The 24,315-nt window shown below is 71.9% G+C and carries 18 protein-coding genes; 12 read left to right on the top strand and 6 right to left on the bottom strand.

The genetic code is table 11. The features are described from left to right. Window positions 1–9: 9 nt before the first annotated feature. Genes E4191_RS00700 through E4191_RS00685 form a run of 4 tightly spaced genes read left to right on the top strand, consistent with a single transcriptional unit; the run spans window position 10 to window position 11,846 of the window. The gene (locus E4191_RS00700; protein WP_135311697.1) at window positions 10–3,390 is read left to right on the top strand and encodes a DUF6603 domain-containing protein; all 3,381 of its coding nucleotides are present in this window, start codon (window positions 10–12) and stop codon (window positions 3,388–3,390) included. After that, entirely contained in the window at window positions 3,387–6,050 is a 2,664-nt protein-coding gene (locus tag E4191_RS00695) for a hypothetical protein (RefSeq protein WP_135311696.1), read from the top strand. The genes E4191_RS00700 and E4191_RS00695 overlap by 4 nt, the downstream gene beginning before the upstream one ends. Next, window positions 6,047–10,354, top strand: coding sequence for a hypothetical protein (locus E4191_RS00690; RefSeq protein ID WP_135311695.1), 4,308 nt, complete (start codon window positions 6,047–6,049; stop codon window positions 10,352–10,354). Before E4191_RS00695 ends, E4191_RS00690 begins: the two co-directional genes overlap by 4 nt. Before the next feature lie 16 nt (window positions 10,355–10,370). Beyond that, a complete protein-coding gene (locus E4191_RS00685) occupies window positions 10,371–11,846 on the top strand; it encodes a hypothetical protein (RefSeq protein ID WP_135311694.1) in 1,476 nt (491 codons plus the stop codon). Here the strand turns inward: E4191_RS00685 and E4191_RS00680 are convergent, their stop codons facing one another. The 4 genes from E4191_RS00680 to E4191_RS00665 all read right to left on the bottom strand — a co-directional run bounded on the left by E4191_RS00680 (window position 11,847) and on the right by E4191_RS00665 (window position 14,544). Continuing rightward, window positions 11,847–12,230 carry a response regulator gene (locus E4191_RS00680; protein WP_135311693.1) on the bottom strand — a complete coding sequence of 128 codons (384 nt, stop codon included), beginning with the start codon at window positions 12,228–12,230 and terminating at the stop codon, window positions 11,847–11,849. Window positions 12,231–12,249: 19 nt separating this feature from the next. After that, window positions 12,250–13,242, bottom strand: a complete 993-nt coding sequence (locus E4191_RS00675; RefSeq protein WP_135311692.1) for an HWE histidine kinase domain-containing protein — start codon at window positions 13,240–13,242, stop codon at window positions 12,250–12,252. Between the two features lie 65 nt (window positions 13,243–13,307). Beyond that, window positions 13,308–13,709, bottom strand: coding sequence for a BLUF domain-containing protein (locus E4191_RS00670; protein WP_176562603.1), 402 nt, complete (start codon window positions 13,707–13,709; stop codon window positions 13,308–13,310). A 136-nt stretch (window positions 13,710–13,845) separates the two neighbouring features. Beyond that, the gene (locus tag E4191_RS00665) at window positions 13,846–14,544 is read right to left on the bottom strand and encodes a Crp/Fnr family transcriptional regulator (RefSeq protein ID WP_168217564.1); all 699 of its coding nucleotides are present in this window, start codon (window positions 14,542–14,544) and stop codon (window positions 13,846–13,848) included. Between the two features lie 750 nt (window positions 14,545–15,294). On the opposite strand from E4191_RS00665, the gene E4191_RS00660 reads away from it, so the two are divergent. Then, a complete protein-coding gene (locus tag E4191_RS00660) occupies window positions 15,295–16,518 on the top strand; it encodes a sensor histidine kinase (protein ID WP_135311689.1) in 1,224 nt (407 codons plus the stop codon). A gap of 20 nt (window positions 16,519–16,538) precedes the next feature. Here the strand turns inward: E4191_RS00660 and E4191_RS00655 are convergent, their stop codons facing one another. After that, complete coding sequence (locus E4191_RS00655) at window positions 16,539–16,874, bottom strand: ArsR/SmtB family transcription factor (protein ID WP_135311688.1); 336 nt, start codon at window positions 16,872–16,874, stop codon at window positions 16,539–16,541. A gap of 45 nt (window positions 16,875–16,919) precedes the next feature. On the opposite strand from E4191_RS00655, the gene E4191_RS00650 reads away from it, so the two are divergent. Genes E4191_RS00650 through E4191_RS00640 form a run of 3 tightly spaced genes read left to right on the top strand, consistent with a single transcriptional unit; the run spans window position 16,920 to window position 18,750 of the window. Continuing rightward, window positions 16,920–17,405 (top strand): YeeE/YedE family protein, encoded by a 486-nt coding sequence (locus E4191_RS00650; protein ID WP_135311687.1) that lies wholly within the window; start codon window positions 16,920–16,922, stop codon window positions 17,403–17,405. Beyond that, window positions 17,405–17,842: a DUF6691 family protein gene (locus E4191_RS00645; RefSeq protein ID WP_135311686.1), complete on the top strand. Its 438-nt coding sequence runs from the start codon at window positions 17,405–17,407 to the stop codon at window positions 17,840–17,842. The genes E4191_RS00650 and E4191_RS00645 overlap by 1 nt, the downstream gene beginning before the upstream one ends. Beyond that, a complete protein-coding gene (locus tag E4191_RS00640) occupies window positions 17,839–18,750 on the top strand; it encodes an MBL fold metallo-hydrolase (RefSeq protein WP_135311685.1) in 912 nt (303 codons plus the stop codon). The genes E4191_RS00645 and E4191_RS00640 overlap by 4 nt, the downstream gene beginning before the upstream one ends. A 6-nt stretch (window positions 18,751–18,756) precedes the next feature. Here the strand turns inward: E4191_RS00640 and E4191_RS00635 are convergent, their stop codons facing one another. Continuing rightward, window positions 18,757–20,481, bottom strand: a complete 1,725-nt coding sequence (locus E4191_RS00635) for a SulP family inorganic anion transporter (protein ID WP_135311684.1) — start codon at window positions 20,479–20,481, stop codon at window positions 18,757–18,759. A 399-nt stretch (window positions 20,482–20,880) separates the two neighbouring features. On the opposite strand from E4191_RS00635, the gene E4191_RS00630 reads away from it, so the two are divergent. From E4191_RS00630 to E4191_RS00615, 4 genes are all read left to right on the top strand, one after another. Continuing rightward, window positions 20,881–22,407: a CHAD domain-containing protein gene (locus E4191_RS00630; protein ID WP_176562601.1), complete on the top strand. Its 1,527-nt coding sequence runs from the start codon at window positions 20,881–20,883 to the stop codon at window positions 22,405–22,407. 1 nt (window position 22,408) lies between these two features. Continuing rightward, window positions 22,409–23,077, top strand: coding sequence for a ParA family protein (locus tag E4191_RS00625; RefSeq protein WP_176562600.1), 669 nt, complete (start codon window positions 22,409–22,411; stop codon window positions 23,075–23,077). 103 nt (window positions 23,078–23,180) lie between these two features. Further along, on the top strand, window positions 23,181–23,672 hold the full coding sequence (locus E4191_RS00620) for a CYTH domain-containing protein (RefSeq protein ID WP_135311682.1): 492 nt from the start codon (window positions 23,181–23,183) through the stop codon (window positions 23,670–23,672). Then, on the top strand, window positions 23,669–24,067 hold the full coding sequence (locus tag E4191_RS00615; protein ID WP_135311681.1) for an NUDIX hydrolase: 399 nt from the start codon (window positions 23,669–23,671) through the stop codon (window positions 24,065–24,067). Before E4191_RS00620 ends, E4191_RS00615 begins: the two co-directional genes overlap by 4 nt. The last annotated feature ends 248 nt before the right edge of the window (window positions 24,068–24,315 follow it).

Below are 24,315 nucleotides of genomic sequence, written 5' to 3'. Positions count from 1 at the left end.
GCCCGCCTCATGACCGACACGGCCCAGACCGTCCTGCGCGAGGTCGTCCTGCTGTTCGCGCCCCTGGCCCACGCAACCCAAGCGACGGTGCAGCCGGTCCAGCGCCGGTTCGATTACGCCACCGGGGCGGTGGGGGACGTGCCCCATGACGCGGGGGCCGAAATCCTCGCCCTGCTGGGCGATGCGGGCATCGACCTGCAGGCGCAGGCGGCGGCCCTTGGCGCACAGATCGACGCGCTGGTGGCGGCGGGTCAGGTGCTGTGGCCGGTGATTGCCGCCCTCGAGGAGGGGCAGACCCCCGGGCTGGCCGACCTGTCCGCCGCCGCAGGGGGCATCCAGGCGGCGATCCGCGCCTTTCGCGACGGTCTGCCGCCCGGCCTGCCCGACGTCCCGCCGCCCGCTCAGATCACCGCCGCCCAGATCATCGCCGCGCTGATGGAGCATCTGGTCGCGCGCCATCTGCGCGACCGCCGCCCGGCCTTGTGGCACGCGGCCGCGCTGCTGGGGATCGTGGACCCGGCGGCCGTCGCGGCCCGGGCGCGCGGCCAGCTGCAGGCCGACCGGATCGGCCCGGCGCTGGCCGGACCCGCCGCGGCCTTCCACGCCGCGACGGGCTGGGGCGGCGATCTGGACCATGACCTGCTGTTCGCGCATCTGGACGGGCTGGGCCGCGCCTGCGGGTTGGAGGTGCGCCGGATCGACGCGCCACGCCACCCCTTCGCGCCGCCCCCGCCCGACGACCTAGACCTGCCCGCGCTGTCGCTGGCCCTGCCGGGTTTCGACATCCCGGACGGGGGCCCGCAGGTCGATCTGGTGGCCGTGCTGGCCGCCCTGGCCGCCGATGGCGCGGCGGGCGAAGGGCTGATCGCGATGCTGCTGGCCAGCGGCGCGGCAGAGTTCACCCGCGCCCTTGCGGGCGGGTGGCAGGTGCGGTTCGCCTCGACCTTCGCGGCGACCGCGCCCGTGGCCCTGGTGGCCCGACCGACCGGCGCGGATCTGCGCAGCACGGACCCGGTCCCCTCGCTCGATGCCCGGGCCGTGATCGAGGTGACCGAAGGCACCCCCGCCGCGCGCACCTGGCTGGCGCTTGGCCCCGTCTCGATGTCATCCACGATGCCGCGCCTGCGCGTGACGGCGACGGGCGGCGGGCAGGGCGATCCGCTGTCGGTCGAGGCGGTCCTGTCGCCCGTCACCCTGTCGCTGTCGCCGGAGCAGGCGGACGGGTTCGTGGCGAAGCTGGTCCCCAAGCCGCTGCAGACGCAGGTCGACCTGACCCTGGGATGGGGCGTGCGGGACGGGTTCTATCTGCAGCGCGGTGGCGGGCTGTCGGTGGACATTCCGGTGGCCCTGTCCCTGGGCGGGGTGGTGACGATCCTGTCGGTGGGCGCGGCCTTGGGGGCGGCGGGCGCCGCGGGGCGGCAGGTCCTGTCCCTGGCCACGACCGGGACGGCGCAGCTGGGACCGCTTGGCGTCACGGTCGAGGGGCTGGGCGTCGATCTGGAGGGCGGCCTGCCGCTGTCGCCCGACGCGGTCGAGGCCGTGGTCGCCTCGTTCCGTGCGCCCACCGGGCTGGGACTGACGCTTCAGGCGGGTCCGGTGCAGGGCGGCGGCTTCATCTCGCATGACCGGGCGGCCGGGCGCTATGCCGGGGCGCTGGTGCTGCAGGTGCCGCCCCTGGGGCTGCAGGCCTTCGGCATCCTCGACACGCGGATGCCCGATGGCGTGGACGGATTCTCGCTGCTGGTGACCATCGCGGGGCGGTTCGCGCCGATCCCCCTGGGCTTCGGCTTCACGCTGTCGGGGGTGGGCGGGCTTCTGGGCCTGCACCGCGATGTCGACGTGGAGGCGCTGCGTGCGGCGGTGCGCGCGGGCACGGCGGGCGACGTGCTGGCCCCCCAAGATCCGATCCGCGACGCGCCCCTGATCGCGCGGCGGGCGGGCGCGCTGTTCCCCGTCACGCGCGGCCAGCATGTCTTCGGACCCACCGTCAAGCTGGGCTGGGGCCAGCCCCGCGAGCTGGTCACCCTGGATCTGGCGCTGGCCCTGACGCTGCCCGACCCGCTGCGGCTGATCATGATGGGGCGGGTGCGCGTGGCGGTGCCCGATCCGGCGCTGCCCCTCGTGCGGCTGAACATGGACATGTTCGGCGTGCTGGACATGACCGCCTCGACGCTGGAGGCCGAGGGGCGGCTGTTCGACAGCGCGATCCAGGGCCTGCCGGTGACGGGGGGATTCGCGGTGATGACCCGGTGGGGTGACGCGCCCGCGCTGGCCTTTTCGGTGGGCGGGCTGCATCCCGCCTTCGAGGGACCGCCGGGCTTTCCCGACGTGCCCCGGCTGGGGGTCGATCTGTCCAAGGGCGGCGTCTCGTTCGTGCTGGAGGGGTATTTCGCGATCACCTCGAACTCGGTCCAGCTGGGCGCGCGGGCGGCGCTGAAGGCCGGGGCGGCGGGATTCACGCTGACGGGCGAGTTGGGCTTCGACGCGCTGGTGATCTTCGATCCGTTCGGCATCGACCTGGCCATCCGCGCCAGCGCCGCCGTCCGGCGCGGCAGCCGGTCGATCTGTTCGGTCGCGGTGCGGGGGCGGCTGACCGGGCCCGGCCCCTGGCACATCACCGGCACCGCCCGGATCGAGATCCTGTTCTTCGACGTGGGCGTCGATTTCGCGGTCACCATCGGCCGTGCGGCCCGGGTGCCGCTGCAGCCGGTCGATGCCTTCCAGGCGCTGGCCGCCGCGCTGTCGGAGGCGCGCGCCTGGTCGGGCGAGGCGCCCGAGGCCGGGCCTTTCGTGCTGGACCACATGACCGGAAAACTGCCGCCCGGCGCCCGGCTGTCGGTCAGCCAGACCCGGATCCCGCTGGAGCTGGCGCTGGACAGCGTGGGGGCCAACCCGATCCGGGGGCCGCGGCGCTTCTCGATCGCGGGGCTGCGGTCGGGATCCGACCCGATCGCCGTGGCCGCCCCCCGGCGCGCGCCCTTCGCCGCCGCGCAGTTCGTCTCGATGACCGATGCCGAAAAGCTGGCCGCGCCGGGCTTTCAGGCCCTGCCCTCGGGCGCGGTCTTCGCGGATGCGGACCGGATCGACCGGGGCCCGGTCCTGGCGGTCGGCACGGCGCGGCACTGCCTGGTCATCGACGGGCCGGACGGCGATCCGGGCGCCCCGCGCACGGTCCGCCCCGCGCCGCATCTGCCGCGACGGCCCGACCGCGACCGGGCGCGGGTCACCCTGCCGCCCCAAGGCGCGATCACCGTCACCGAGGAGACCTGGCAGGCCGCGGGCGAGGGCCTTGCCCCCGACGGCACCGGCGGCACCAGCCATGCCGAGGCGCGCGCCCGCGCCCGCCGCGACGGCACCACCTTGGCCCGCAGCGCGGAGATCGCCGCATGACCCAGTTCCTGGACATCTCATCGCGACTGCGTCGCGGGCTGCGCGACCGGGTCGACCCGGCGGGACAGATCAAGCTGGTCGTGGACCTGGACACCGATCAGGGCGCCCGGCAGGTAAGCGTCGATCTGGCGCTGGCCGGGCCGGGCCAGATGGTCGCGCTGGCCCCCGGCGCGGTGCGACAGCGCGTGCCCGCCGACGGGTCGGGCGATCACCGCGCGGGCGAATTGCCCTATGTCGAGTTCCACGACCCCGGCCTGCCTTGGGCGCTGTCCTTCGGCACGGCCCCGACCCTGGGGCTGATCTGCCTGCCCGAGGGCGAGGGCGTGACCCTGCAGGCCGGGGCCATGCCGAACGCCATCCTTTCGGTCAGCGGCCTGGGGCACCTGCTGCCCCATCCAAGCCTGTTCGCGCTGATGGCGCATGTGCAGGGCGCGGGCCCCGGCGCGGTCTCGCGGATCCTCTGCCCGCAGGAGCTGCGCCCGCATGTCAGCTATCTTGCCGCCCTCGTTCCGCTGACCGCCGCCGGGCGGGATGCGGGGCTGGGCTTGGCCCCGCCGGAGGGGATGACGGGCGATGGCGGCGCGGCCTGGGATCCGGGCGACGCGCAGATCACCCTGCCCGCGCTGGACTGGTGGCGCTTCTCGACCGGATCGGGGCGCTCGGTGCAGGACATCCTGCGCGACCTGAGGCCCCACGGCCTTCGGGCGGGCGTGCAAACGCTGCCCCTGGACGATGCCTCGGCGGATCTGCTGGGCCTGCCCCGGGGCACGCGCCTGCCGCGCGCGACGCTGCTGACCGATGCGCCCCGGACCTTCCCGGAGCTGGACGCGCTGGTGCCCGCGCTGACGCCCAAATCCCCCGACGGGGCACCGCGCCTGCCGCTGCCCAGCTACGGCGGCCTGCATGCGGAGGCGCGCGATGCCGGAGAGGGCTTCGCTCCGGGCCGGGATCCGGTGTGGTTCCGGCAGCTGAACCGCACGCCCAGCCTGCGGATCATGGCGGGCCACGGGGCCGAGCTGGTGCGCCGCCATCAGGACGAGATGGTGGGCTTCGTGCGCCGCGCGGCCGGGCAGATCGCGGATGCCAACATGCTGCTGGGCCGGGCCTTCGCGGGCCTGCGGGTGGGCGCGCAGCTGCATGCCCAGCTGTCGCGCCTGCCCGACGAGGCGCTGCTGCGCCTGGCGGGTCCCGCCGCCGCGCGCACCCGTCTGGCGGATGCGGACGGCGGCACGCTGGCCGGCCGCGTCGCGGGCAGCGCGCTTGGGGCGACGCTGCATCCCGCCCTGCGCCGCCGTGCGGGCCCCGGCGGCACCCCCGGCGCCCGGTCGCGCGATGTCAGCGGCGCCTCGCTGGCCGAGGCGGTGCATCTGGTCGCGACCGCCACCCGCCGCGCCGACGACCTGGCCGGGGCCGCGCCCTTGGGCAACTGGTTCCCGGCTGTCTCGCGCAGCGGCCCCTACCTGCCGGACAAGACCCGCGACGCCCTGCGCGGCGGGCCGGACGGCAAGGGCCGGGGCTGGCTGGCGGTCCTCAGCCTGCTGCGCGATCCGGGCAACCGGACCCTGGGCAGCGACCCGGGCCGCGACGCCGCCATGGCCGAGGCCGTCACCCTGGCCCGCGACCGGAGCCTGCGCCCCGCCGGACCCCGCCTGAGGCCCGTGGCCATCGCCCCGCTTGCCACCGCCCTGCGCGCGGCGCTGGATCCTGCGGTGACGGTGCCCGCGCGCCTCTGCCTGCGGATCGGGGGCGCGGAGCGCCTGGCGCAGTCCCCGCCGCCCGCGCGGCTGCTGCACGATCCCGTCTGGCCCGAACCGATCCTCGAACGGCTGTTCGACCTGGACCCCGCGGCGCTTGCGCCCGGCCTGTCGGACCTGCCGCCCGACAGCGTGACGGCCCTGGCGCTGGACGGCGCCGCGCTGGAGGCGGTGGTCGCGGGCGCCAACCACGAGCTGCTGCGCGAGCTGATCTGGCGCGGCCTGCCCGTCGCGCGCCGCCCCAGCCCCGTGCGCCGCGCCTTTCCCGCCCCCGATGCGCAGCCCGCCGACCCCGCCGCCGCGCAGGCCTTCGACACCGCGCCGATGGCCGCCTGGAGCAGGACCGGTCAGCTGGGCACCGGCTGGAAGGGCCGCGTGGGCACCGTCGCGATCCTGCGCTCGGACCTGTTCCGCCTGCATCCGCAGATCCTGCTGTACCTGTGCCCGGCGCTGTGGATCGACGGCGCGCGGGTGCCCGATCCCAATGGCGCGCTGTCCTATCCGGTGGCGATGGGGCAGATCGGACGGGACATGGTCTATGTGGGCTTTCGCGAGGATCCGGCCGCGATGACCGGCAGGCCGCCCCCGCCGCGGGGGGCCCCGTCGCGGCCCCGGTCCGCCGGGCTGTTCCTAGTCTTCGAGGAGCCGCAGGGGGCGCTGTCCTTCGGTCTGGGCGGTCGCAATGGCAGCCCGGCCCGCACGCCCGCCAGCATCGCGGCCGAGGGCTGGCCGTCGCTGGACTGGGACGATTTCCCGGGGCCGGTCCTGGAGCGTCCCGATCTGGCCGGGCTGCAGGCGGGCCCCTTTGCCTGGGGCCGGTCCTCGGCCGACATGGCCGGCATCCTGCTCCAGCGCCCGGTGGTGCTGGCCCTGCACGGCACCGACCTGCTGGGAACGACACCATGAGCTTTGCGCTGACCGTCGAGGACGTGTTCACCATCAGCGGCCGGGGCACCGTCCTGACCGGCGTCGTGCGCGGCGGCCCGGTCCGCGTGGGCATGGAGGTGGTGGTCAGGTCGCAAGCGGGCTCGACCCGCGCGACCGTCGCCGCGATCGAGGCGTTCCGCCGCTCCCACCCCGAGGCGGCGCCGGGCGCGCAGGTCGGCCTGATGCTGCGGGGCCTGCCGCCGACGCTGCGCCTGGCACGCGGCGACGGGATCCTGGAGGCCGGTGCGGATCCGGGCCCGGATCCCGGCAGGGACACGGACACGAATTCCGGTAGGGACCGGGACGTCGATCCCGACCCCGACCCCGACTCGCAGACCGACCGCCCCACCCATGAGGAGGCCCGCAGGTTCCTGGACCAGCTTGGCTTCAAGGCGCCGCCCGGCCCCGCTTTGCTGCTCCCGCTGCGGATCGAGACGGCGCGCCGGGGGGCGATCCTGCAGCTGCGCGCCTATCCCGACACGATCCATGTCGCGCCGACCGACGACACCCCCTCGCAGGCCGAGCGGGAGCTTGTCGCCGCCTATCGGGCAGCGGTGGCGCGGGGCGAGGACGACCGGCTGCTGCGCGACCGGCTGGACCGGATGCTGGGCGCGGCCCGGGTGGCGCGGCTGCTGGACCTGACCTTGCAGGGCGCGCGGCCCTCGGGCCCCGAGGGGCTGCGCCCCGACCGTCCCGTCGCGCGCGGGTTGCCGCGCCAGCTGCTGGCCGTCGCCCTGCGCGACGGCCGGGTCATCGCCGCCGCCCAAGGCCGCGAGATCCCGCGCGCCCTGCCCGTCGCCCCCGTGGCGACCGACCCCGAGGATGTCCTGGCCCCGGGGCAGTCCGAGCTGGCCTGGATCGCCGATTTCGCGGCGGCGCTGGACATCGGCATGGCGCTGGAACTGCCCTTGCCCGCCGACGGGGACCGCTTCGACCGGCTGGTGGTCCTGGGCCTGGACGATGGCCGCGAGGCCGGGCGGGACGTGCTGGACCGGCTGCTGGCCGACCACGCCCACCGGGGCGCGGGGATCGGGGCGCCCGTGCCGGGCCGCGCCACCAAGGGCGCCGTCGCTGCGGTCCCGACCGCCCGCAGCCCCGAAGGCGGGCGGCGCCTGGCCCGCGCCCTGGGCCTGTCCGCCGATCCCCTCTCGGAACCGGCGCCGGACACGGACGGGGTCCGCGCGATCCTGTCCGAGCTGGTCTGGGAAAGCGCCGTGCGCCCGGCGCTGGTCACGCTGTTCGATCCGGGCCCCGAGGCGGCGGCGGGCCATGACAGCCGCCCGCTGGACGACCTGAAGGCCCGGTTCCTCGACCTGCGCCCCGAGGGGCAGCTGCCGCTGCTGCGCCTCGGCGACGATCCCTACGGGATCCATGTTGCCCGGCCCCACGGCGCACCGCCGGGAGAGGCAAGCCCGCTGGCGGGCATCCTGGCGACGCGCCCCGACCTGGCCCGGCACGCCCGCACCGTCCGCGATGCCGAGCGCGCGCAGGAGGGCTACCGACCGATGGTGGCGGCCTTGGGGCGCCATGACCTGGGGCGGGTCTGGCGCACGCGCGGGTTTCTGCCGCCCGATCTGGTGATCGACGTCCTGACCTCCTCGGCGCAGGGGCCCGCTCTGGCCGAGGCCGCCTATCGCGTCGCGCTGGATCAGGAGGCGCTGCTGGCCCAGGCAAAGACCCGCCCCGGCCCCGAGGCCGCCCTGCCCGGCGGCAGCTTTGCCCGCGCCGCGCTTCAGCTGTGCGGATCGCTGGTGGCGCCGGGGGCCGAGACCTCGCCCGATCCGGGGTTCTCGGACCCCGACCTGGAGGGGCTGGCCAAGGGCGCGCGGCTGCGGGACCGCCTGGCCCGTCGGCTGATGTCGCCGGGAAAGGAGCCCTTGCCCGAGCGCCCCGTCAGCCTGCTGGCGCTGCTGGTCGAGCATCTGATCCTGCGCGCGCTGGCCGAGATCGAGGCCGCGCATCGCCATCCCCGCGACATCGCGGCCCAAGCCGCGGCCCTGGGCCATCCGCGCTGGCGGCTGGAGGCCAAGGAACCCGACCCGGTGCCCGCGCTGGCCCTGGCGGCGCTGGATCGCCTCGGGGCCGACAGCCTCGAACGCGCCGCGGCCAAGGCGCGGCAGGCGGGCACCGGGCCGGACCGCGCCGTGGCCCTGCTGGCGGCGATCCCCCGCATGATCGCCAAGCTGACCGCGACGCCGCCCGCGCAGGTTCACCGGACCCTGGCCGGGCTGCTGGACGCCATGTCCCACCGGCCGGATGTCTGGGAGGAGGCCGCCGCCATGGCCGCGCTGGAGGATCAGCGCCGTGCCGATCCGACAGGGCTGATCCTGGGGGCCTATGGCCTGATCGACGCGGTGGCCCCGGCCGCCCCGACGCCCGAGCCGCAATGGATCGCCGCCCCCTCGGCGGTCACGGCGACCGTGCTGGCGGCACTGTGGCGGGCGCAGACCGGGCTGGCGTGGCACGATCCGGGCGGCGACGCGATCCTGCCCGCCGACCTGTCCGCCGGTCCCATGGCCGAGGCGCGTCCGCTGATCGCCGCCCTGCGGCAGGGCGCGGACATGGCCGCCGCGATGGCCGCGCTGGTCGTGGACAGCCTGCAGCGCGCGGGCGCCGCCGAAATCGAGGAGGATCTGGCGCGGCTCTTTCCGCCGGATCCGCGCGAGGCGGCGGCGAACGGGCCGTCCTTCGATGCGGGCGCGCTGATCGACACGCCGCGTCCGGACCGCCTGCCCGGCCCGGCGGCCGCCGCGCGGGACCGGCTGATCGGCGCGCTGCGGGCGCTGCGGATGGTGCTGGTGGCCGAGGGCGCCGCCGCCCTGGCCGAGGGTCGGGGCGAGGCCGCGCAGGCGGTGCTGGCGGGCCTGTCGATCGGCGCGGCGCCGCCCGCCGACCTGTCGGTGACCGAGGCCCGCCCGCCGGGCGAGACGGTCGATCTGTCCGTCGTGCTGGCGACCGGCTGGCGGACCAGACCGATCGGCACGGATGGCAGCCTGCGCGCCCTGCTGGCCCCCGAACTGGCCGTCCTTGCAGCCCAGCTTCTGGGCGAGATCGCGGGCCATGTCCGGGGCCCGAAGAACCGCCAGACCCCGTTGCGCACGCTGGAGCCCTCGGTACTGGACCTTGTCTGGATGATGGCGCCGGGCCGCGACGGGCGCGCGCAGCTGCTGAACCGGGCGCGGGCGCGAATGAAGCTCGAGGATCTGGCCTTCGACGCGACGGCCGAGACGACGCTGTGGATGGCCGCGCGCGTGCATGCGGCCCTGGCGGGCGCGCGGACGCTGACGGCGGCGGATCTGGGCGGTGCGGACCCGGACGGATGGCGCGAGGCGGCGTCGGAGCAGGCGCGCACCCGCGCCCGCGCCCAACTTCGCACCTGGCGCGACCGGCTTCGGGGCCTGGCCGAAACGGCAGGCGTGGACCCCTCCGACCCGCGCCGCTTCGGGACCAGCATCCCCCAGCTGGGGCGGATGCTGGAGCGCATGGGCGGCACGCCGGATCCCGACGGCCTTGCCCGGGTCGGCGCCGACCTGGCCGGCCGGATGACCGCCGCCGACGCCGCCGCCACGCCCGAGGCGGCGCTGCAGGCGCTGCTGGGGGATCTGCCCCTCCTGCTGCCCTTCGCCCTGCCCGGTGCCGATGCCTACGGCGCCCCGGACGCGCTGAGACATGCGGGCCCCGCGGCGCTGCTGCACTGGATCGAGGAAACGGCCACCGTGCGCACGCGGATCGAGCCTGTGGCCGACCTTGCCTTGGCGCGCGACGGCGCGCTGCCCCTGCGCGCGGTGCAATGGGGCGACGATCCGCCCTTGCCCGCCGACCCCGGCACCGACTGGCTGGGCGGCCCGAGGACCCGGGGCGACGCCTATCCCGCCCGCCGCTCGGCGGTGGTGATCGGCGATCCGGGGCCCCGCGGCGGGGCCGTCGCGGGTCTGCTGATCGACAGCTGGTCCGAGACGATCCCCCCGGCGACCGGCGAGGTGGGCTTGGTCATGGATGCCGAGGCGCCCCGCGCCCGCGCGCCGCAGACGGCCATCCTGGCCGTGCCCGCCGATCCCGCCACGCCCTGGCACCCGCAGGGGCTGATCGAGCTTGTCGCGCAGGTGGCCGATGCGGCACAGGCGCGGATGCTGGCCCCCGCCGACTGGCCGGGCGGCGCCGACATGCCCGCCGGGCCCGGCCGCCATCTGGGCGCGACCCTGCCGCTGCTGCTGCTGGACGCGGTCGCCGTGCCGGTCGCGGCGGGATGGTGCGCCCCCCTGCGCGAACCCGATCACATCTGACCCGGCAGGAGATCCCATGGAACCCACGCGCTGGCGCCTCTTCGACCGGATCGAGCCCGATCCCCGCGACCCCGATCCCGTCCCCGGCGCCGCCGTGCCGCTCGGCGACCCGCTCTGGCTGCTGGGCCGGCAATGGTGGATGGGCGAGATGGACCATTTCGACGGCGGCACCCCCGTCGAGGCCAGCATCACCCATGTCGTGGCCCGGGTGACCGCGCTGGACGGCGCCCCGGTCGACCCGCTGGACGTGGTGCCCTCGGCTGCCTTGGCCGCCCCTCCCGGCAATCACTGGCGCGACCGGCTGAGGCTGGGCCTGTCGCTGGTCGCCGAGGCCGAACCCGCGGGCCGCGCGGCGGCGATGGCCGATGCGCTGGCGGCGCAGGTGCCGCTGGTCGGGGATCACCCGATGCTGTCGCGCATGTCGCCTGCGCGCAGGATCGACGGCGCCCGTGCCCTGGACCTGATCCGGCGCGGGCGGCTGGACCTGCCCGAGGATCTGGCCGCCCTCGCGCGCCGGTGGGCGGCGCGCCAGCCGGGCGGGCTGGGCGAGGGGTTCGACCCCGACCGCCGCGCCCATGTCATCCGCCTCGATGGCACCGGCGGGAACGGCTTTGGCCTGCGCACCGACCGCGCCGCCGGGCCGGACCTTCACTGGTCCGATCTGGAGGGCGGGATGCGGGCGGCACCCGACGACCAGACCGTCACCCGCGTCCTGTCGCGCGCGTCTCTGCCCGGCCAGCAGCCGCCGCGCTGGTGGCGCATCGAGGACGAGGCGCTGGACTTTGCGGCCGTCCCCGCCGGCCCCTCGGATCTGGGCCAGCTGCTGATCGCCGCCGCCTTCGCGGAACAGGGCCAGGTGCAGTGGCGCTGCGAGATCGACGTGCCGATCAATGCGCTGGTCGCGATCCGCGCGGTCACGATCCGCGACACCTTCGGACGCCGCCGCACCGCCTCGGACGGGCGCGGCACGGACCTGCGCGGCTGGTGCCATGACGACGGCAGCCTGCCGATCCTGGCCCGTGCGCCGATCCTGTCGGGCGACGTGCTGGAAGAGGCGGTGCTGCGGATCGACCCGGTCGACAACCTCGCCTGGCTCGAGGAGACGGTCCTGCGCGATCCCCACGGGCGCGGCACGCCCTGGCGGCCCCGCCCCATCCCGCCCGAGGTGGAGGAGCCGGTCCTGTGCCTGCGCCGCGCACCGCCCGACAACTGGATCCCCTATGCGCTGACCGGCCCGGGTCGCCTGGAGGCCCGCCCGCTGTCGCTGGCCGGGGGGCGGGCCGAGGGGCGGACGCGGTTCTTCCGCGACGCCTATGCCCTGTCGCCCGGCCAGATCGGGGCGCGCGGGCTGCGCTACGAGCATCGCGCGATGCTGGCCCGCGCGCCCTCGGGGGCCCGCGTCGCCTGGCGCGTGGATCATGCCCGTCCCGCCCCGCTGCCCGGATCCTCCAGCGGCCTTCGGCACGACGTGGTGCAGCGACCCGAGCTGTGACTAGGGCGTCGCGCGGTCCAGCGCCGCCATCAGCAGGTTCTCGTCGATCGGCTTCGCGATCCATTCGGCATGATCGGCGAAGATCGTCTCGCCATGCGTCACCGACGCATCCGCCGAGGCGATGATGAAGGGCGTGTCGAGCGCGCGCAGGCGTTCGACGATCGGGGTCGCCAGCTGGCCGTGCAGGTTCAGATCGAGGATGGCCACATCCGGCCGCGCGTCCTGCAGCAGCCGAAGCGCGCTCTCCAGCACCCCCACGGGGCCCAGCACCCGATAGCCGCGCTGGTCCAGCATCATCTCCAGCTCCATCGCGATCAGCGGTTCGTCCTCGACCACGAGGACCGAGCGGCCGCCTGCGGGCCGGGGGGTGATGTCTTGGGGCATGATGTCTCCGGATCGGGGTCTAGACGCGGGGGAAGGTCAGCTCGGCCGTCAGGCCGTCGGGGCCGTAATCCAGCCTGGCCGTCCCGCCAAGCTCTTGGCGGACCGAATAGGCGATCAGGCTGGTCCCGAAGCCCGGGACGGAGGGGGGCGTCGCGGCGGGGCCGTTGCGCTCCTGCCAGCCCAGCTGCACGACGGAGGTGCCCTCGTCGTCCTGACCGGAGGTCCAGGCGATCGTCACCTCTCCGCCGGACGCGGACAGGGCGCCATGTTTCAGCGCGTTCGTGGACAGCTCGTGCAGGATCATCCCCAGGGAGACGGTCTCGGTCGCCTTCAGGGTGATCGGCGGCCCGCCCAGGATCCTGACGCGGCTGGTGCCGTTCAGATGGGGTTCCATGATGCGCGCGGTCAGGTCCGCCAGCTGCCGCGCATCGCCTCGGGTCGAGATCTCCTGCGCGCGGGCCAGCGCGTCGAAGCGCTGCAGCAGCGCGTCGCGATAGGCCTCGGCCGACTGTCCCTGGGTGCGGGTCTGGCGGGCCAGCGCGCGCATGACCGACAGCATGTTCCTGATCCGGTGATCGTATTCGCCGATCAGCATGTCCTGATCGTTCTCCCGCTCGCGCCGGGCCGTGGCATCGACGATCGACAGCAGCAGGATGCGCTGGCGGCTGTCGGGATGTTCGACCCGCTGCGCGCTGATCAGCATCGTGCGGCATCCCATGTCGGGAAAGTCCGCCCGGACCTCGTAGTCGAAGACCGAGGCGCTTTTCGGGATGACGTTCCTCAGCAGGGCCTGCAGTTCTTCGATGTTCCACTGCCCGTGGCCCAGGTCGGTGAAGGGAAGGCCCACGGTCTCCTCGGAATGGGTGGCGAAGGTCCGGTAGAAGGCCGGGTTGGCGCTGATCACGCAGAGGTCCGAATCCAGCACCAGCAGGGGGTCGCGGATCGTGTCGACGATGTTTCGGGCGCGGATGTGAGAGCCGCGCAGCACGCGGTAAAGTTCGTCAAGATCCAAACCCGTCTCCCCCTGCGCCGGCAGGGCGCGATCCGGACGATTGCCGGAAACATCGGAACATGTCCTTACTTGCAGGCCGCAAGGGTCTGGAACAGTTCTTCGAGCGCATCCTGCGACATCCGCGAGGGGTCGAAAACCCCGTCAATATAATATCTCGAGATGATCGCGCGCTTTGCGCCGGACGTCTTGACGCAATGCATGCTCCATTTTGAAAATGACCGGCTCGACTTCTTGCCGGCCAGCATGATCCGAATATCCTTGTGGCGATCGTCCTGCATGATCCGCATGAAACATTCCGCGACCGCGGACCGTTCGCCCTCGAGGATCTGCAAGAAATCCTCCTCGCCGACGACCAGAACGCCGGTGATATCCTCGCGATCGTTATTTGACCGCGAACTGTGCAGGATACTGTCAAGAGCACCAGAACTGAGCCCACCGTGATTGGACGAATAGATCAGCTTGGTCAAAGTCTCGCCCATACTGCCCCGGCCCTCATTATGTTTTTTTCTTGAAGCCCAGACATAACAAGGCTGGTCGGCACCGCGTAGTATTTGTACGCTGGCGTACATTTATGGGTCGCGGTCCCGACACCCCGGCCGACGGCTATCTTGCCTTGAAGACGGCCCGGTATTCGCTTTCGGGCGATCCGTAGTAATCCCCGGCCACGGCCTCCAGGCCGTCCCGGTCGGTGATCTGGATTTCCCCCCGCGTCGCGCGGATCAACCCCTTCCCCTCCAGCACCTGCGTGGCCACCGTCACGCCCGGGCGGCGCACCGCGAGCATGACCGAGATGGCCTGATGCGTCAGGCTCAGCTTGTCCGCATGCACGCGGTCGTGGCACATCAGAAGCCAGCGCGCGAGCCGCTCCTCCAGCGTCCCGTACCGGCTGGCGAAGGCGGTGTGCGCCGTCTGCGTCATCAGGACATGGGCAAAGCGCAGGAAATGCTGCTGCAGGCCAAGGCTCTGCTTCAGAAGCGTCTTCAGCTTTGCGGCGCTGATCTGCAGGGCATGGCCCGGGATCTGGACGTACAAGTTCTGGGACGGCACGGCGGCATTCAGCAGGGTCGAGGTTCCGGACATCCCCTCGGAGCCGACGATTCCCGTCTCGATGGTCTGCATCCTGCGCGCAGAGGAGACGGTCACCGAGATCGTGCCCGACAGCGGAAAGACGATGGTCTCGACCGGCAGGCCGGACTGTTCCAGGATCATCCCCTGCGGCAGGGGCACGTCCTCGAGCGAGGGGGTGATGAGGGACTGATCTTCCGGGGAAAGCGTCGAAAGAAGACTGTTTCGCCCCATCATCCGGGGCAATCTTTTTGGCATGGCGATCTCTTATCTGGGGCAAGAGCTCGTCGTGCGTCGTCTCTCCATCGGCCCCGCCCTTGGAATGGGGACCGTTCAGACCTGTCTATCATGGGGGGAACATTATTCTATAACATATGTTAGTACGCTGACGTACCCAATCCGCTGATCCCGGTGCCCGCGATTGACAGAAACTTCAAGGCAGACATTATGGTTTAGTATCCAGTGTCGAGCTGTTCCAAACCACCGGACATTCGGCGATGTTTCTCGGTTGTATCGGGGATGTGTCTTGAATGTTTCGACCAAATCCCCGCCGCGATCGCGGGCATCAAAAAAACCAAATAAATTCAGAAGCAGAAAAGACATAGAGCGACGGAAACTGGAATTGGAAACCCGGCTGCGCGATTTTCAGATCGAGCGGATGATCAATGCCAAGGTTTCCCAAGCGCTTCGCATTCTTGATTGCTGAAGGATATCACCGGCCGCGGTCTTTGAAAGGGCGATGCCCCCGATTTTCGCGCTCCGGACCCACCCTGCCCCTGTCCGGACGCCCTCGGGGCACATGGTCCGCCGACATCCGCAAGGCCGGGACGGGCGCGCATGGCGGATCCCGAAAACGACCTCCTTCCCGATGCCCGCAATCCAAACTCCTCCCTCGCGGCGGCGGCGGTCTTTCTTTATGACATGGCATGATCAGCAACAGGACGTCGCCCCTCGGGCGGCGCCTTCGGACGCAGAAGAAGCAAGGCCATGGACAAGGATCATGTGGACGCCCCCGCCGTCGCGCCGGAAACGGGCGGCAGCCCGGCGGAGGAACTGGAATACCGGCTGCGCCAGCAGCGGCTTGCGGCCGAATACGGCGCCTTTGCGCTGCGGACCCACGACCTTGGCGCGCTGCTGCACGAGGCGACGCGGGTCTGCGCCCTGGGCCTGCACAGCCGCTTCTGCAAGGTGATGGAATACCTGCCCGACGAGGGGCAGTTCATCCTGCGCGCCGGGGTCGGCTGGCGGCCCGGCGTGGTCGGCCGGGCGCGCATCGGCGCCGATCTGGACAGCCCCACCGGCTATGCCTTCCAGACGGGCGAGCCGGTCATCTCGAACCACCTGGAGGGCGAGACGCGGTTCCGGACCCCGACCCTGCTGCGGGACCACGGCATCCGGCGCGCGATCAACGTGCCCGTGCAGGGCGAGGCCAGCCGCTATGGCATCCTCGAGGTGGACAGCCCGACCGAGGGGCGCTTCACCACGGCCGACCTGGCCTTCCTGCAGGGCTTCGCCAACCTGCTGGGCGTGGCGATCGAGCGCCATCACGTCGAGGAGGCGCTGCGGGCCAGCGAGGCGCGCCTGCGCGCGGCGGTCGCCCATCAGGAGGTGCTGACGCGCGAGATCAGCCACCGGGTCAAGAACAGCCTGGCGATGGTGGCGGGGCTTCTGAGCATGCAGCGGCGCGAGTCGTCGGACCCCGCCCTGGCCAAGGCGCTGGAGGATGCCGAGGCCCGCGTGACGACCATCGCGCAGGTCCACGACCGGCTGTGGCGCGCCGACGAGGTGCACAGCGTCCAGCTGGCCGCGTTCCTGGGCGAGCTGTGCGACCAGCTCCGCACCACCGCCCGTCCCGGCCAGACGCTGAGCTGCACCCTTGCCCCGGTGTCGATCGCGACCGATCAGGCCGTGCCGCTGGCGCTCCTGGTGAACGAGCTGGTGACCAACGCCTTCAAATACGCCTATCCGGCGGGTGCGGGCGATGTGCAGATGACGGTGGAGGAAGCCGGACCCGGGCGGTTGCGGCTGACCGTCTCGGACCAGGGACCGGGCCTGCCGCCCGACTTTGACGCCGAAACCTCCGGCAGCCTGGGGATGACGCTGATCGCCGGGCTCAGTTCCCAGCTGCGCGGGCAGGTCGAATGGCAGGACGGCGGACCGGGAACGCGCTTCGTGCTGGACTTCGCGATGCAGGAGGCGACCGGGGCCTGAGGCCCGGCGTCCTTCGGCCCCTATGTCGCCTGCGGATCCTTCGGCTGGCAGAAGGCCGCGTAGAGGGCCTGCATCAGCACCTCCAGCTGCGGGTCGACGATGCGGTAATGGATGGTCTGCCCCTCGCGGCGGGTGGCGACCATGTCCGCCTCGCGCAGCCGCGCCAGATGCTGGCTGAGCGCCGACTGCCCCAGACCCACCGCCGCCTGCAGGGCGCCGACCGGGCGTTCGCCCTTGGCCAGTTCGCACAGGATCAACAGCCGCTTGGCATTGGCCACCAGCGCCAGCCGGGCGGCGACGTGATCGGCCATGTCCTGCAGGGCCGCGACGGAGGGATCGGGAAGCTCGTCCGACATATTACCTTTGACTTAATTAGAGATAACGAATATATACTGTATCAGATGCGCCGCCCGGTGCAATCCCCGCGCAGAGGACCACGAATGGACATGGTGACCCCGACGGCCTTCACCCCTTGGGCCTCGCTTGGCGGCGGGGTCCTGATCGGGATCAGCGCGGTGATGGTGATGGGCATCTTCGGCCGCATCGCCGGGATCGCGGGCATCAGCCAGGGGGCGCTGGCCCTGCCCGGCGCGGCGCGGGACCGCGACTGGCGGATCTGGTTCGTGCTGGGCCTGCTGGCGGCGCCGCTGCTGATGCTGGCCTTGGGCGGCGCGATCCCGCAGACCGTCCCGCAGAACCTGCCGGCGATGGCCGTGGCGGGGCTGCTGGTCGGCACGGGCACGGCGCTTGGATCGGGCTGCACCTCGGGGCACGGGGTCTGCGGGCTGGCGCGGCTGTCGGTGCGGTCCCTGGCGGCGGTCGTGGTCTTCATGGCGGCGGGCTTCGTCACCGTCTTCGTGCTGCGTCACGTGATCGGAGGTCTGTGATGCGCGGGATCTGGGGCTTTCTCAGCGGGCTGGTCTTCGGGTTGGGGCTGATCCTGTCGGGCATGGCCGACCCGGCCAAGGTGCAGAACTTCCTGGATCTGGCGGGTGCGTGGGATCCCAGCCTGGCCTTCGTGATGGGCGGCGCGGCGCTGACCACCTTCCTGGGCTATCGGCTGGTCTGGCGGCGGGCGGCGCCGGTGCTGAACCCCGCCTTCGACCTGCCTACCAGCCGTGCCATCGACCGGCCGCTGCTGACCGGCGCGGTGCTGTTCGGCACCGGATGGGGCATCGGCGGGTTCTGCCCGGGCCCCGCCCTGACCGCCCTGCCGCTGCTGGCGCCGGGCACGCTGGTCTTCGTGCCCATGATGATCCTGGGCCTGTGGATCGGCGCCAGGCTGAAATCCTCGCCCGCTTTCATCCAAGGGACAGCCGCATGAGCCTGCTGCACCAGCCCGTCATCCGCCATTCGCCCTCAACCGGCGCGGGCAGCCCCGATGTCTGGGGCGTCTACGAGCCCGACACCGGGTCGATCCAGTATGTCTGCGCCGATCCCGCCACGAAGCAGGCGGCGCTGATCGACGTGGTCTGGAACCTGGACCCGAAGCATTACCGCTTCTCGACCGGCAGCATGGATCAGGTGCTGGCGCTGGTCGCGGATCAGGGCCTGAGCGTGGCCTGGGTGCTGGACACCCATCCCCATGCCGATCACGTCATGGCCTCGGCCCAGCTGGGCCGGCTGACCGGGGCGCCCACCGCCATCGGCGACCGGGTGGGCGACATCGCCCGGATCTGGGCCGGGATCTACAACCTGCCCGGCGCCTTCGATCCGGCCCGCGATTTCGACCGCCTGCTGGCCGATGGCGAGACGATCGCGCTTGGCGATCTGGGCCTGCGGGTCATGCTGTCGCCGGGCCATACGCTTGGATCGGTCACCTATGTCTGCGGCGATGCGGCCTTCACCCATGACACGCTGATGCAGCCCGATGCGGGCACGTCCCGCGCCGATTTCCCGGGCGGCGACAGCGGCCAGCTGTGGCAGTCGATCCAAGCGATCCTGGCCCTGCCCGGGGACACGCGCCTGTTCGTGGGCCATGACTACGGCACCAGGGACCGCGGCGCACCGCAATGGGAGGCGACGGTCGACCAGCACCGCGCCACGAACCGCCATGTTCGGGACGGCACCCGGCGCGAGGACTGGATCGCGACCCGCGACGCCCGCGACGCGACGCTGCCCTTGCCCGACCGGATCATGGCGGCGCTGCAGATCAACCTGCGCGGCGGGCGCCTGCCCCCGGCCGAGGACGACGGGCACCATTACCTGAAGGTGCCGGTCGACCGCTTCTGAGACGGATCACGCCACGGGCGGGCGGCTGCGCAGCGCATCCCAGGCATCGTATTGCGACAGGAAGACCCGCCCCGTCAGGTGGTCCAGGAAATCGCAGCATTTCAGGCGGTCCATGACCGGACCCTTGACCTCGGACAGGTGCAGTTTGACGCCCATCGTGTCCAGCCGATGGGCGATCGCCTCGAGGCTTTCCAAGGCGCTCAGGTCGATGTCGCTGATGGCCGAACACATCAGGATCACATGCCGGATGTCGCAATCGGGGGTGACGCGGTCGGCGACGTGATCCTCGAGGAAGCGGGCATTGGCGAAGTAGAGGCTCTCGTCGATGCGCAGGGTGACGATGGCGGGATCGGTCTGCACGTCATGGCGCAGGATGTTGCGGAAATGCTGGGTGCCCGGCACCAGCCCGACCTCGGCCACATGCGGGCGCGAGGATTTGTACAGATGCAGCGCGATGGACAGGATCACGCCGGTCGACACCCCCGCCTCGACCCCCAGCCCCAGCGTGACCAGGATGGTCGCGGCGACGGCGATGAAATCGGCGCGGGAATAGGACCAGGCGCGGCGCAGGATCGACAGGTCGACCAGCGACAGCACCGCCACGATGATCGTCGCGGCCAGGGTGGCGATGGGCAGGTGGTAGATCAGCGGCGTCAGCGCGACGGCGGCGACGGCCAGCCCGATGGCGGTGAAGGCGCCCGCCGCCGCCGTGGCCGCGCCCGCGTCGAAGTTCACGACCGACCGCGCAAAGCCCCCCGTCACCGGCATGCCGCCGGTGAAGGCCGCGCCCAGATTGGCGGAGCCCAGGCCGATCAGCTCCTGGTCCGGGTCGATGCGCTGGCGCCTTTTCGCGGCCAGGGTCTGCGCGACCGACACGGATTCCACGAAGCCGATGACCGAGATGAGAAGCGCCGGCACCAGCAGCATCCCGATCAGGTCGGGCGAGACGGAGGGCAGCGTCAGCGGCGGCAGGCCCTGCGGGACGATGCCCACGATGCGCACGCCCTGCGCCTGCAGGTCCAGCCCCCGGACCGCGAGGGTGCTGGCCACCACGGCCAGCACCGGCCCCGCCTTGGTCAGGATGTCGGCGGCGCGGGCGCCCATCCCCGCGCGGCGCAGCAGGGGCTTCAGCCCCCGCCGGACCCAGAACAGGAAGCCCGTCGCGACGACCCCGATCGCCAGCGTCACCGGGTTCGTCTGCGGCACGGCGCGGATCAGCGAGACGACCATCTCGGGCAGGGTATGGCCGCCGGCGCCGACCCCCAGGACATGGCCCAGCTGGCTGGTGGCGATCAGGATGCCCGAGGCGGTGATGAAGCCCGCGATCACCGGATGGGACAGGAAATTGGCCAGAAAGCCCAGCTTCAGCACGCCCATGACCAGCAGGATCGCCCCCGACAGCCCCGCCAGCGTCAGCGCCGCCGCGCCGTATCCCATCGTGCCCTGCTGGGCGATCTGCCCGATGGCGGCGGCGGTCATCAGCGAGACCACCGCCACCGGCCCCACCGCCAGCGCCCGGCTGGTTCCGAAGACCGCGTAAAGCAGGATCGGCGCGATCGAGGCATAGAGCCCGGCCTGCGCCGGCAGCCCCGCCAGCAGCGCATAGGCCAGCGATTGCGCGATCAGCATGATCGTGACGATCACCGCGGCCAGCAGATCGTCGGACAGGGTCTGGCGGCCGTACTGGCGACCCCAGGTCAGGATCGGGAAATAGTCGCGGAAGGGCTTCAAGGGTCGGCCCGTCCTGATCTTCGCATCGGCACTCGTGCCGGGCCTGCCCATCCGCCCCGGCGTCCTGGCCCTCGCATGCCAAGGACCGAAGCCCCGGGACGGCCGGGCCGCCGGAACCGAGCTTGGCCCGACCCGATCTTGCCGCGATCCCCCGTCCCTGGGCAAGAGCCATAACCGCTCGAATGCCCCGCATCCGGGCGGCGGGGGCGGTCGGGCGCGGATCGGCGGGCGGGGCCCCTGCCACCACGGCGGCCGGCGATGGCCGGGGGATCGGTCGTTCCAGGGGGACGAGGGAACCGGCCGTCTCGCTCGGGCGTCGACAATGGCTTTGGCCGAAGTATAAGGGTCGACGCGGTCGATGCGTCGACGGCGATCTCAACTGGCGGGAACGAGGGCATCATGAGCCGATCCGAAGACACGATCCTGGTTCTGGCGGGGGCGCTGGCGGACGACGTCCTGGGGCCGCAGGTCGGCGCGCTGGACCTTGGCGTGACCGATCTGGCGGCCGAGGCCCCGTTCGAGCTGCTGGACGATTTCAACGGATCGGTCCGCGGCGCCGGCCAGCTGCTGATCGAGACCGGGCGCTGCCTGATCCTGCACCAGACGGATGGCGTCATGGCCCAGAAGGCCGGACGCCCCGGCAATTTCGTGGCCGATCTGGCCGAGGGGCCGGTCAGGGCGGCGCTGCAGCGCGTCTCTCCGCTGCGCAGCCTGCTGAGCGTGGGCTCGGGGACGATCAGCAGCCGCCAGCTGTCCCTGACCGATGACGAGGGCAAGACGCAGGTGCGCGCCCGGCTGACGACGCTGCAGCCCAAGGGCGACGGCGCGCCGGTGACCTTCGCCGCCCTGCAGGGGCTGCGCGGCTACGACCGCGCGCTGGACGCCCTGCGCGGGCATCTGGAGGCCGCCGCCGCCCCCGGGGCGGACAGCGTCGCCGCCGTGGCGCCGCTGCTGTTTCCCGCCCATGTCCCCTATGTCGCCAAGCCCGATGTCCCGGTCGCCGGCGACGACACCGCATGGCGCGCGGCCAATGACATCATCACCGCCTATCTGCGCGTGGCCCGCAGCAACGAGGTGGGAATCATCGCCGATCACGACACCGAATTCCTGCACGACTACCGCGTCGCGCTGCGCAAGGTCCGGTCGGTCATCAGCCTGTTCAAGGGCGTGTATTCGGACGACCAGACGGCGGCGCTGAAGCAGGCGGCCTCGGACCTGATGGCCCCCACCGGGCGGCTGCGGGATCTGGACGTCTACCTGCTGGCCCGCGACGACTATTTCGCCATGCTGCCCGCGTCCCTGCACCAGGGGCTGGAACTGATGTTCGCGATGTTCGCCAAGGAACGGCGCCGCGCGCACAAGGCGGTCGCGGCCAATTTGCGCAGCGCGGCGCATGACCGCGCCATGTCCGACCTGCAGGCGCTGTTCGACGCGCCCGACCGCCCGGTCAAGGGCCCCGAGGCCGACCATCAGGTCCAGGACTATGCCCGCCAACTGATCTGGAAACGCTATCGCAAGGTCTGCAGGATCGCCCGCGAGATCACCGCCCAGACCCCCGACACGCAGGTCCACGAGCTGCGGATCCTGTGCAAGAAGTTGCGTTATCTGATGGAGTTCTTCGCCCCGCTGTTTCCCGCCGACGCGGTCAAGCCGCTCTTGAAGCCCCTCAAGGCGCTGCAGGACAATCTGGGCCTGTTCAACGACTACTCGGTCCAGCAGGTCGCGCTGCGCGACTTCATGGAGGCCCATGAGCCGATCGGGCAGAAGCAGGACCTGGTCCTGGCGCAGAGCATCGGCGCCCTGATCGCGGTGCTGCACGAGCGCCAGAAGGAAGAGCGGGCCCGGATCATGTCCAGCTTCGCGCTGTTCGACAGCGCCGAGGTCCGCGCCGAATTCCGCACCCTGTTCCATGGCAAGGAAACCTGAGATGAAGATCGTGGCCTGCTACAGCAACAAGGGCGGTGTCGGAAAGACCGCCGCCTCGGTCAACCTGGCCTATGCCTTCGCCAAGGCCGGCAAGCGCGTGCTGCTGTGCGATCTGGACCCGCAGGGGGCCTCGGGGTTCTATTTCCGCGTCAAGCCTTCGGAAAAGCTGGAGAACGAGGCGTTCTTCGAGGACGTCAAGCAGTTCACCAAGGCGATCCGCGGCAGCGACTACGACAATCTGGACATCCTGCCCGCGAATATGACCTTTCGCGATTTCGACGTCTTCCTGTCGCGGATGAAGAACAGCCGCTCGCGGCTCAAGAAGTCGCTGAAGGCCGTCGGCGGGGATTACGACGTCATCGTGCTGGACTGCCCGCCCAACATCTCGATGCTGTCCGAGAACGTGCTGCAGGCCTCGGACCTGATCGTGGTGCCGGTCATTCCGACGACGCTGTCCGAACGGACCTTCGAGCAGCTTCTGGACTTCGTGGGGGGCAGGACGGGTCGAAGGACACCTCCGGCAAGAAGCGGATCGTGGCCTTCTTCTCGATGGTGCAGCGCCAGAAGCTGCTGCATGGCGAGACGATGGAGCGGATGCGGGACGCCTATCCCAGGCAGATGCTGCAGGCCGTGCTGCCCTTTTCCACCGATGTCGAACGGATGGGCGTGAATCGGGCGCCTGTAATGGCCTTCGCCCCCGACCGCCCCTCGTCCCAGGCCTATGGACAGATCTTCGACGAGATCCGCGACCGGCTGTGGAAGAGCTGACGCGGATGGCCACGCCCCAGGAGATCGAGCGCAAGTTCCTGGTTCCCGCGCTGCCGGATCTGTCCGCGGCCCGGCCCTCGGCCCTGCGGCAGGGCTATGTGACGCTGCCGCAGGATTCGGTCGAGGTCCGGCTGCGCCAGTCGGACGACACGCATGTGCTGTGCCTGAAATCCGGCGAAGGGATCGTGCGGACCGAGCGCGAGATCACGATCGAGGCCGCGCAGTTCGACCTCCTTTGGCCCCAGACCGAGGGGCGCCGGATCGAGAAGACGCGCTGGACCGGCCGTCTGGACGACGGGCACACCTTCGAGTTGGACGTCTTCGACGGCGATCTGGCCCCGCTGGTGACCGTCGAGGTCGAGTTCGGGTCCGAGGCGGAGGCCACGGCCTTCGCGCCCCCCGCCTGGTTTGGCCGCGATGTCAGCGCGGACGGCCGCTTTCGCAACAAGTCCCTGGCGCTGTCCGGCGCGACCCTGATCCGCGAGCTGTTTGCATGACCGAAAAGCGCTATGGCGTCCTCTGCCGCCTGCCCGGGAAGGGCAAGGACCAGATCGTCCTGGTCACCCGCCAGAGCCGGAAGGAATGGATCCATCCGAAAGGGCGCCGCATCCCCGGCATGTCCGGCCCCGCCTCGGCCCGCCGCGAGGCCTATGAGGAGGGCGGCCTGAAGGGCCGCGTCTTCGCGCGCCGGAAGGCCGTCGTGATCTGCGCGGAGGGCAGCAAGAAGATCCTGCTGACGCTTTACGACATGCGCGTCGACAAGCTGCTCAAGCGCTGGCCCGAAAGCCGCAAGCGCGAGCGCATCGTCGTGTCCGTCGCCAAGGCCGGGCGGATGCTGAGTTGCCCCGGCATGCGGCGGGGATTGCGGCTGCTGCAGAAGCACCAGAGATAGCGCGACGAAAGGCCTCATCGGCAGGATCCCGGCCTTCGGGCCCTGTCCCGCCGATGACGGGGGACGTCCCGTGGCCCGCCATCGCAGGGCCATCGGACCGCCGCGGCTGTCCGGTCGCCCCGGCATGGCCGCCCCGTCCGCCCGTCCGTGCATCGGCATTTCGTCGTCCCCCGGGCCGACAGTCGTTGCCGTCGAGGTCTTTCCCGGCTAAGCCCCGCACCAAGACGGCAACACACCGGCGAGGCGCC

Source organism: Paracoccus liaowanqingii, assembly GCF_004683865.2.
Classification (GTDB): Bacteria; Pseudomonadota; Alphaproteobacteria; order Rhodobacterales; family Rhodobacteraceae; genus Paracoccus; species Paracoccus liaowanqingii.
The sequence above is the reverse complement of the archived record's forward strand: the minus strand, read 5'-3'. Positions and strand labels throughout refer to the sequence as shown.

Bases quoted from the DNA above. Each gene is read 5' to 3' on its own strand.
- E4191_RS00655 (WP_135311688.1), bottom strand. From the start codon at position 16,874: ATGTCGGACGAGCTTCCCGATCCCTCCGTCGCGGCCCTGCAGGACATG.
- E4191_RS00620 (WP_135311682.1), top strand. From the start codon at position 23,181: ATGGCCACGCCCCAGGAGATCGAGCGCAAGTTCCTGGTTCCCGCGCTG.
- E4191_RS00625 (WP_176562600.1), top strand. From the start codon at position 22,409: ATGAAGATCGTGGCCTGCTACAGCAACAAGGGCGGTGTCGGAAAGACC.
- E4191_RS00640 (WP_135311685.1), top strand. From the start codon at position 17,839: ATGAGCCTGCTGCACCAGCCCGTCATCCGCCATTCGCCCTCAACCGGC.
- E4191_RS00685 (WP_135311694.1), top strand. From the start codon at position 10,371: ATGGAACCCACGCGCTGGCGCCTCTTCGACCGGATCGAGCCCGATCCC.
- E4191_RS00700 (WP_135311697.1), top strand. From the start codon at position 10: ATGACCGACACGGCCCAGACCGTCCTGCGCGAGGTCGTCCTGCTGTTC.
- E4191_RS00695 (WP_135311696.1), top strand. From the start codon at position 3,387: ATGACCCAGTTCCTGGACATCTCATCGCGACTGCGTCGCGGGCTGCGC.
- E4191_RS00615 (WP_135311681.1), top strand. From the start codon at position 23,669: ATGACCGAAAAGCGCTATGGCGTCCTCTGCCGCCTGCCCGGGAAGGGC.
- E4191_RS00690 (WP_135311695.1), top strand. From the start codon at position 6,047: ATGAGCTTTGCGCTGACCGTCGAGGACGTGTTCACCATCAGCGGCCGG.
- E4191_RS00660 (WP_135311689.1), top strand. From the start codon at position 15,295: ATGGACAAGGATCATGTGGACGCCCCCGCCGTCGCGCCGGAAACGGGC.
- E4191_RS00630 (WP_176562601.1), top strand. From the start codon at position 20,881: ATGAGCCGATCCGAAGACACGATCCTGGTTCTGGCGGGGGCGCTGGCG.
- E4191_RS00650 (WP_135311687.1), top strand. From the start codon at position 16,920: ATGCGCCGCCCGGTGCAATCCCCGCGCAGAGGACCACGAATGGACATG.
- E4191_RS00680 (WP_135311693.1), bottom strand. From the start codon at position 12,230: ATGCCCCAAGACATCACCCCCCGGCCCGCAGGCGGCCGCTCGGTCCTC.
- E4191_RS00665 (WP_168217564.1), bottom strand. From the start codon at position 14,544: ATGATGGGGCGAAACAGTCTTCTTTCGACGCTTTCCCCGGAAGATCAG.
- E4191_RS00645 (WP_135311686.1), top strand. From the start codon at position 17,405: ATGCGCGGGATCTGGGGCTTTCTCAGCGGGCTGGTCTTCGGGTTGGGG.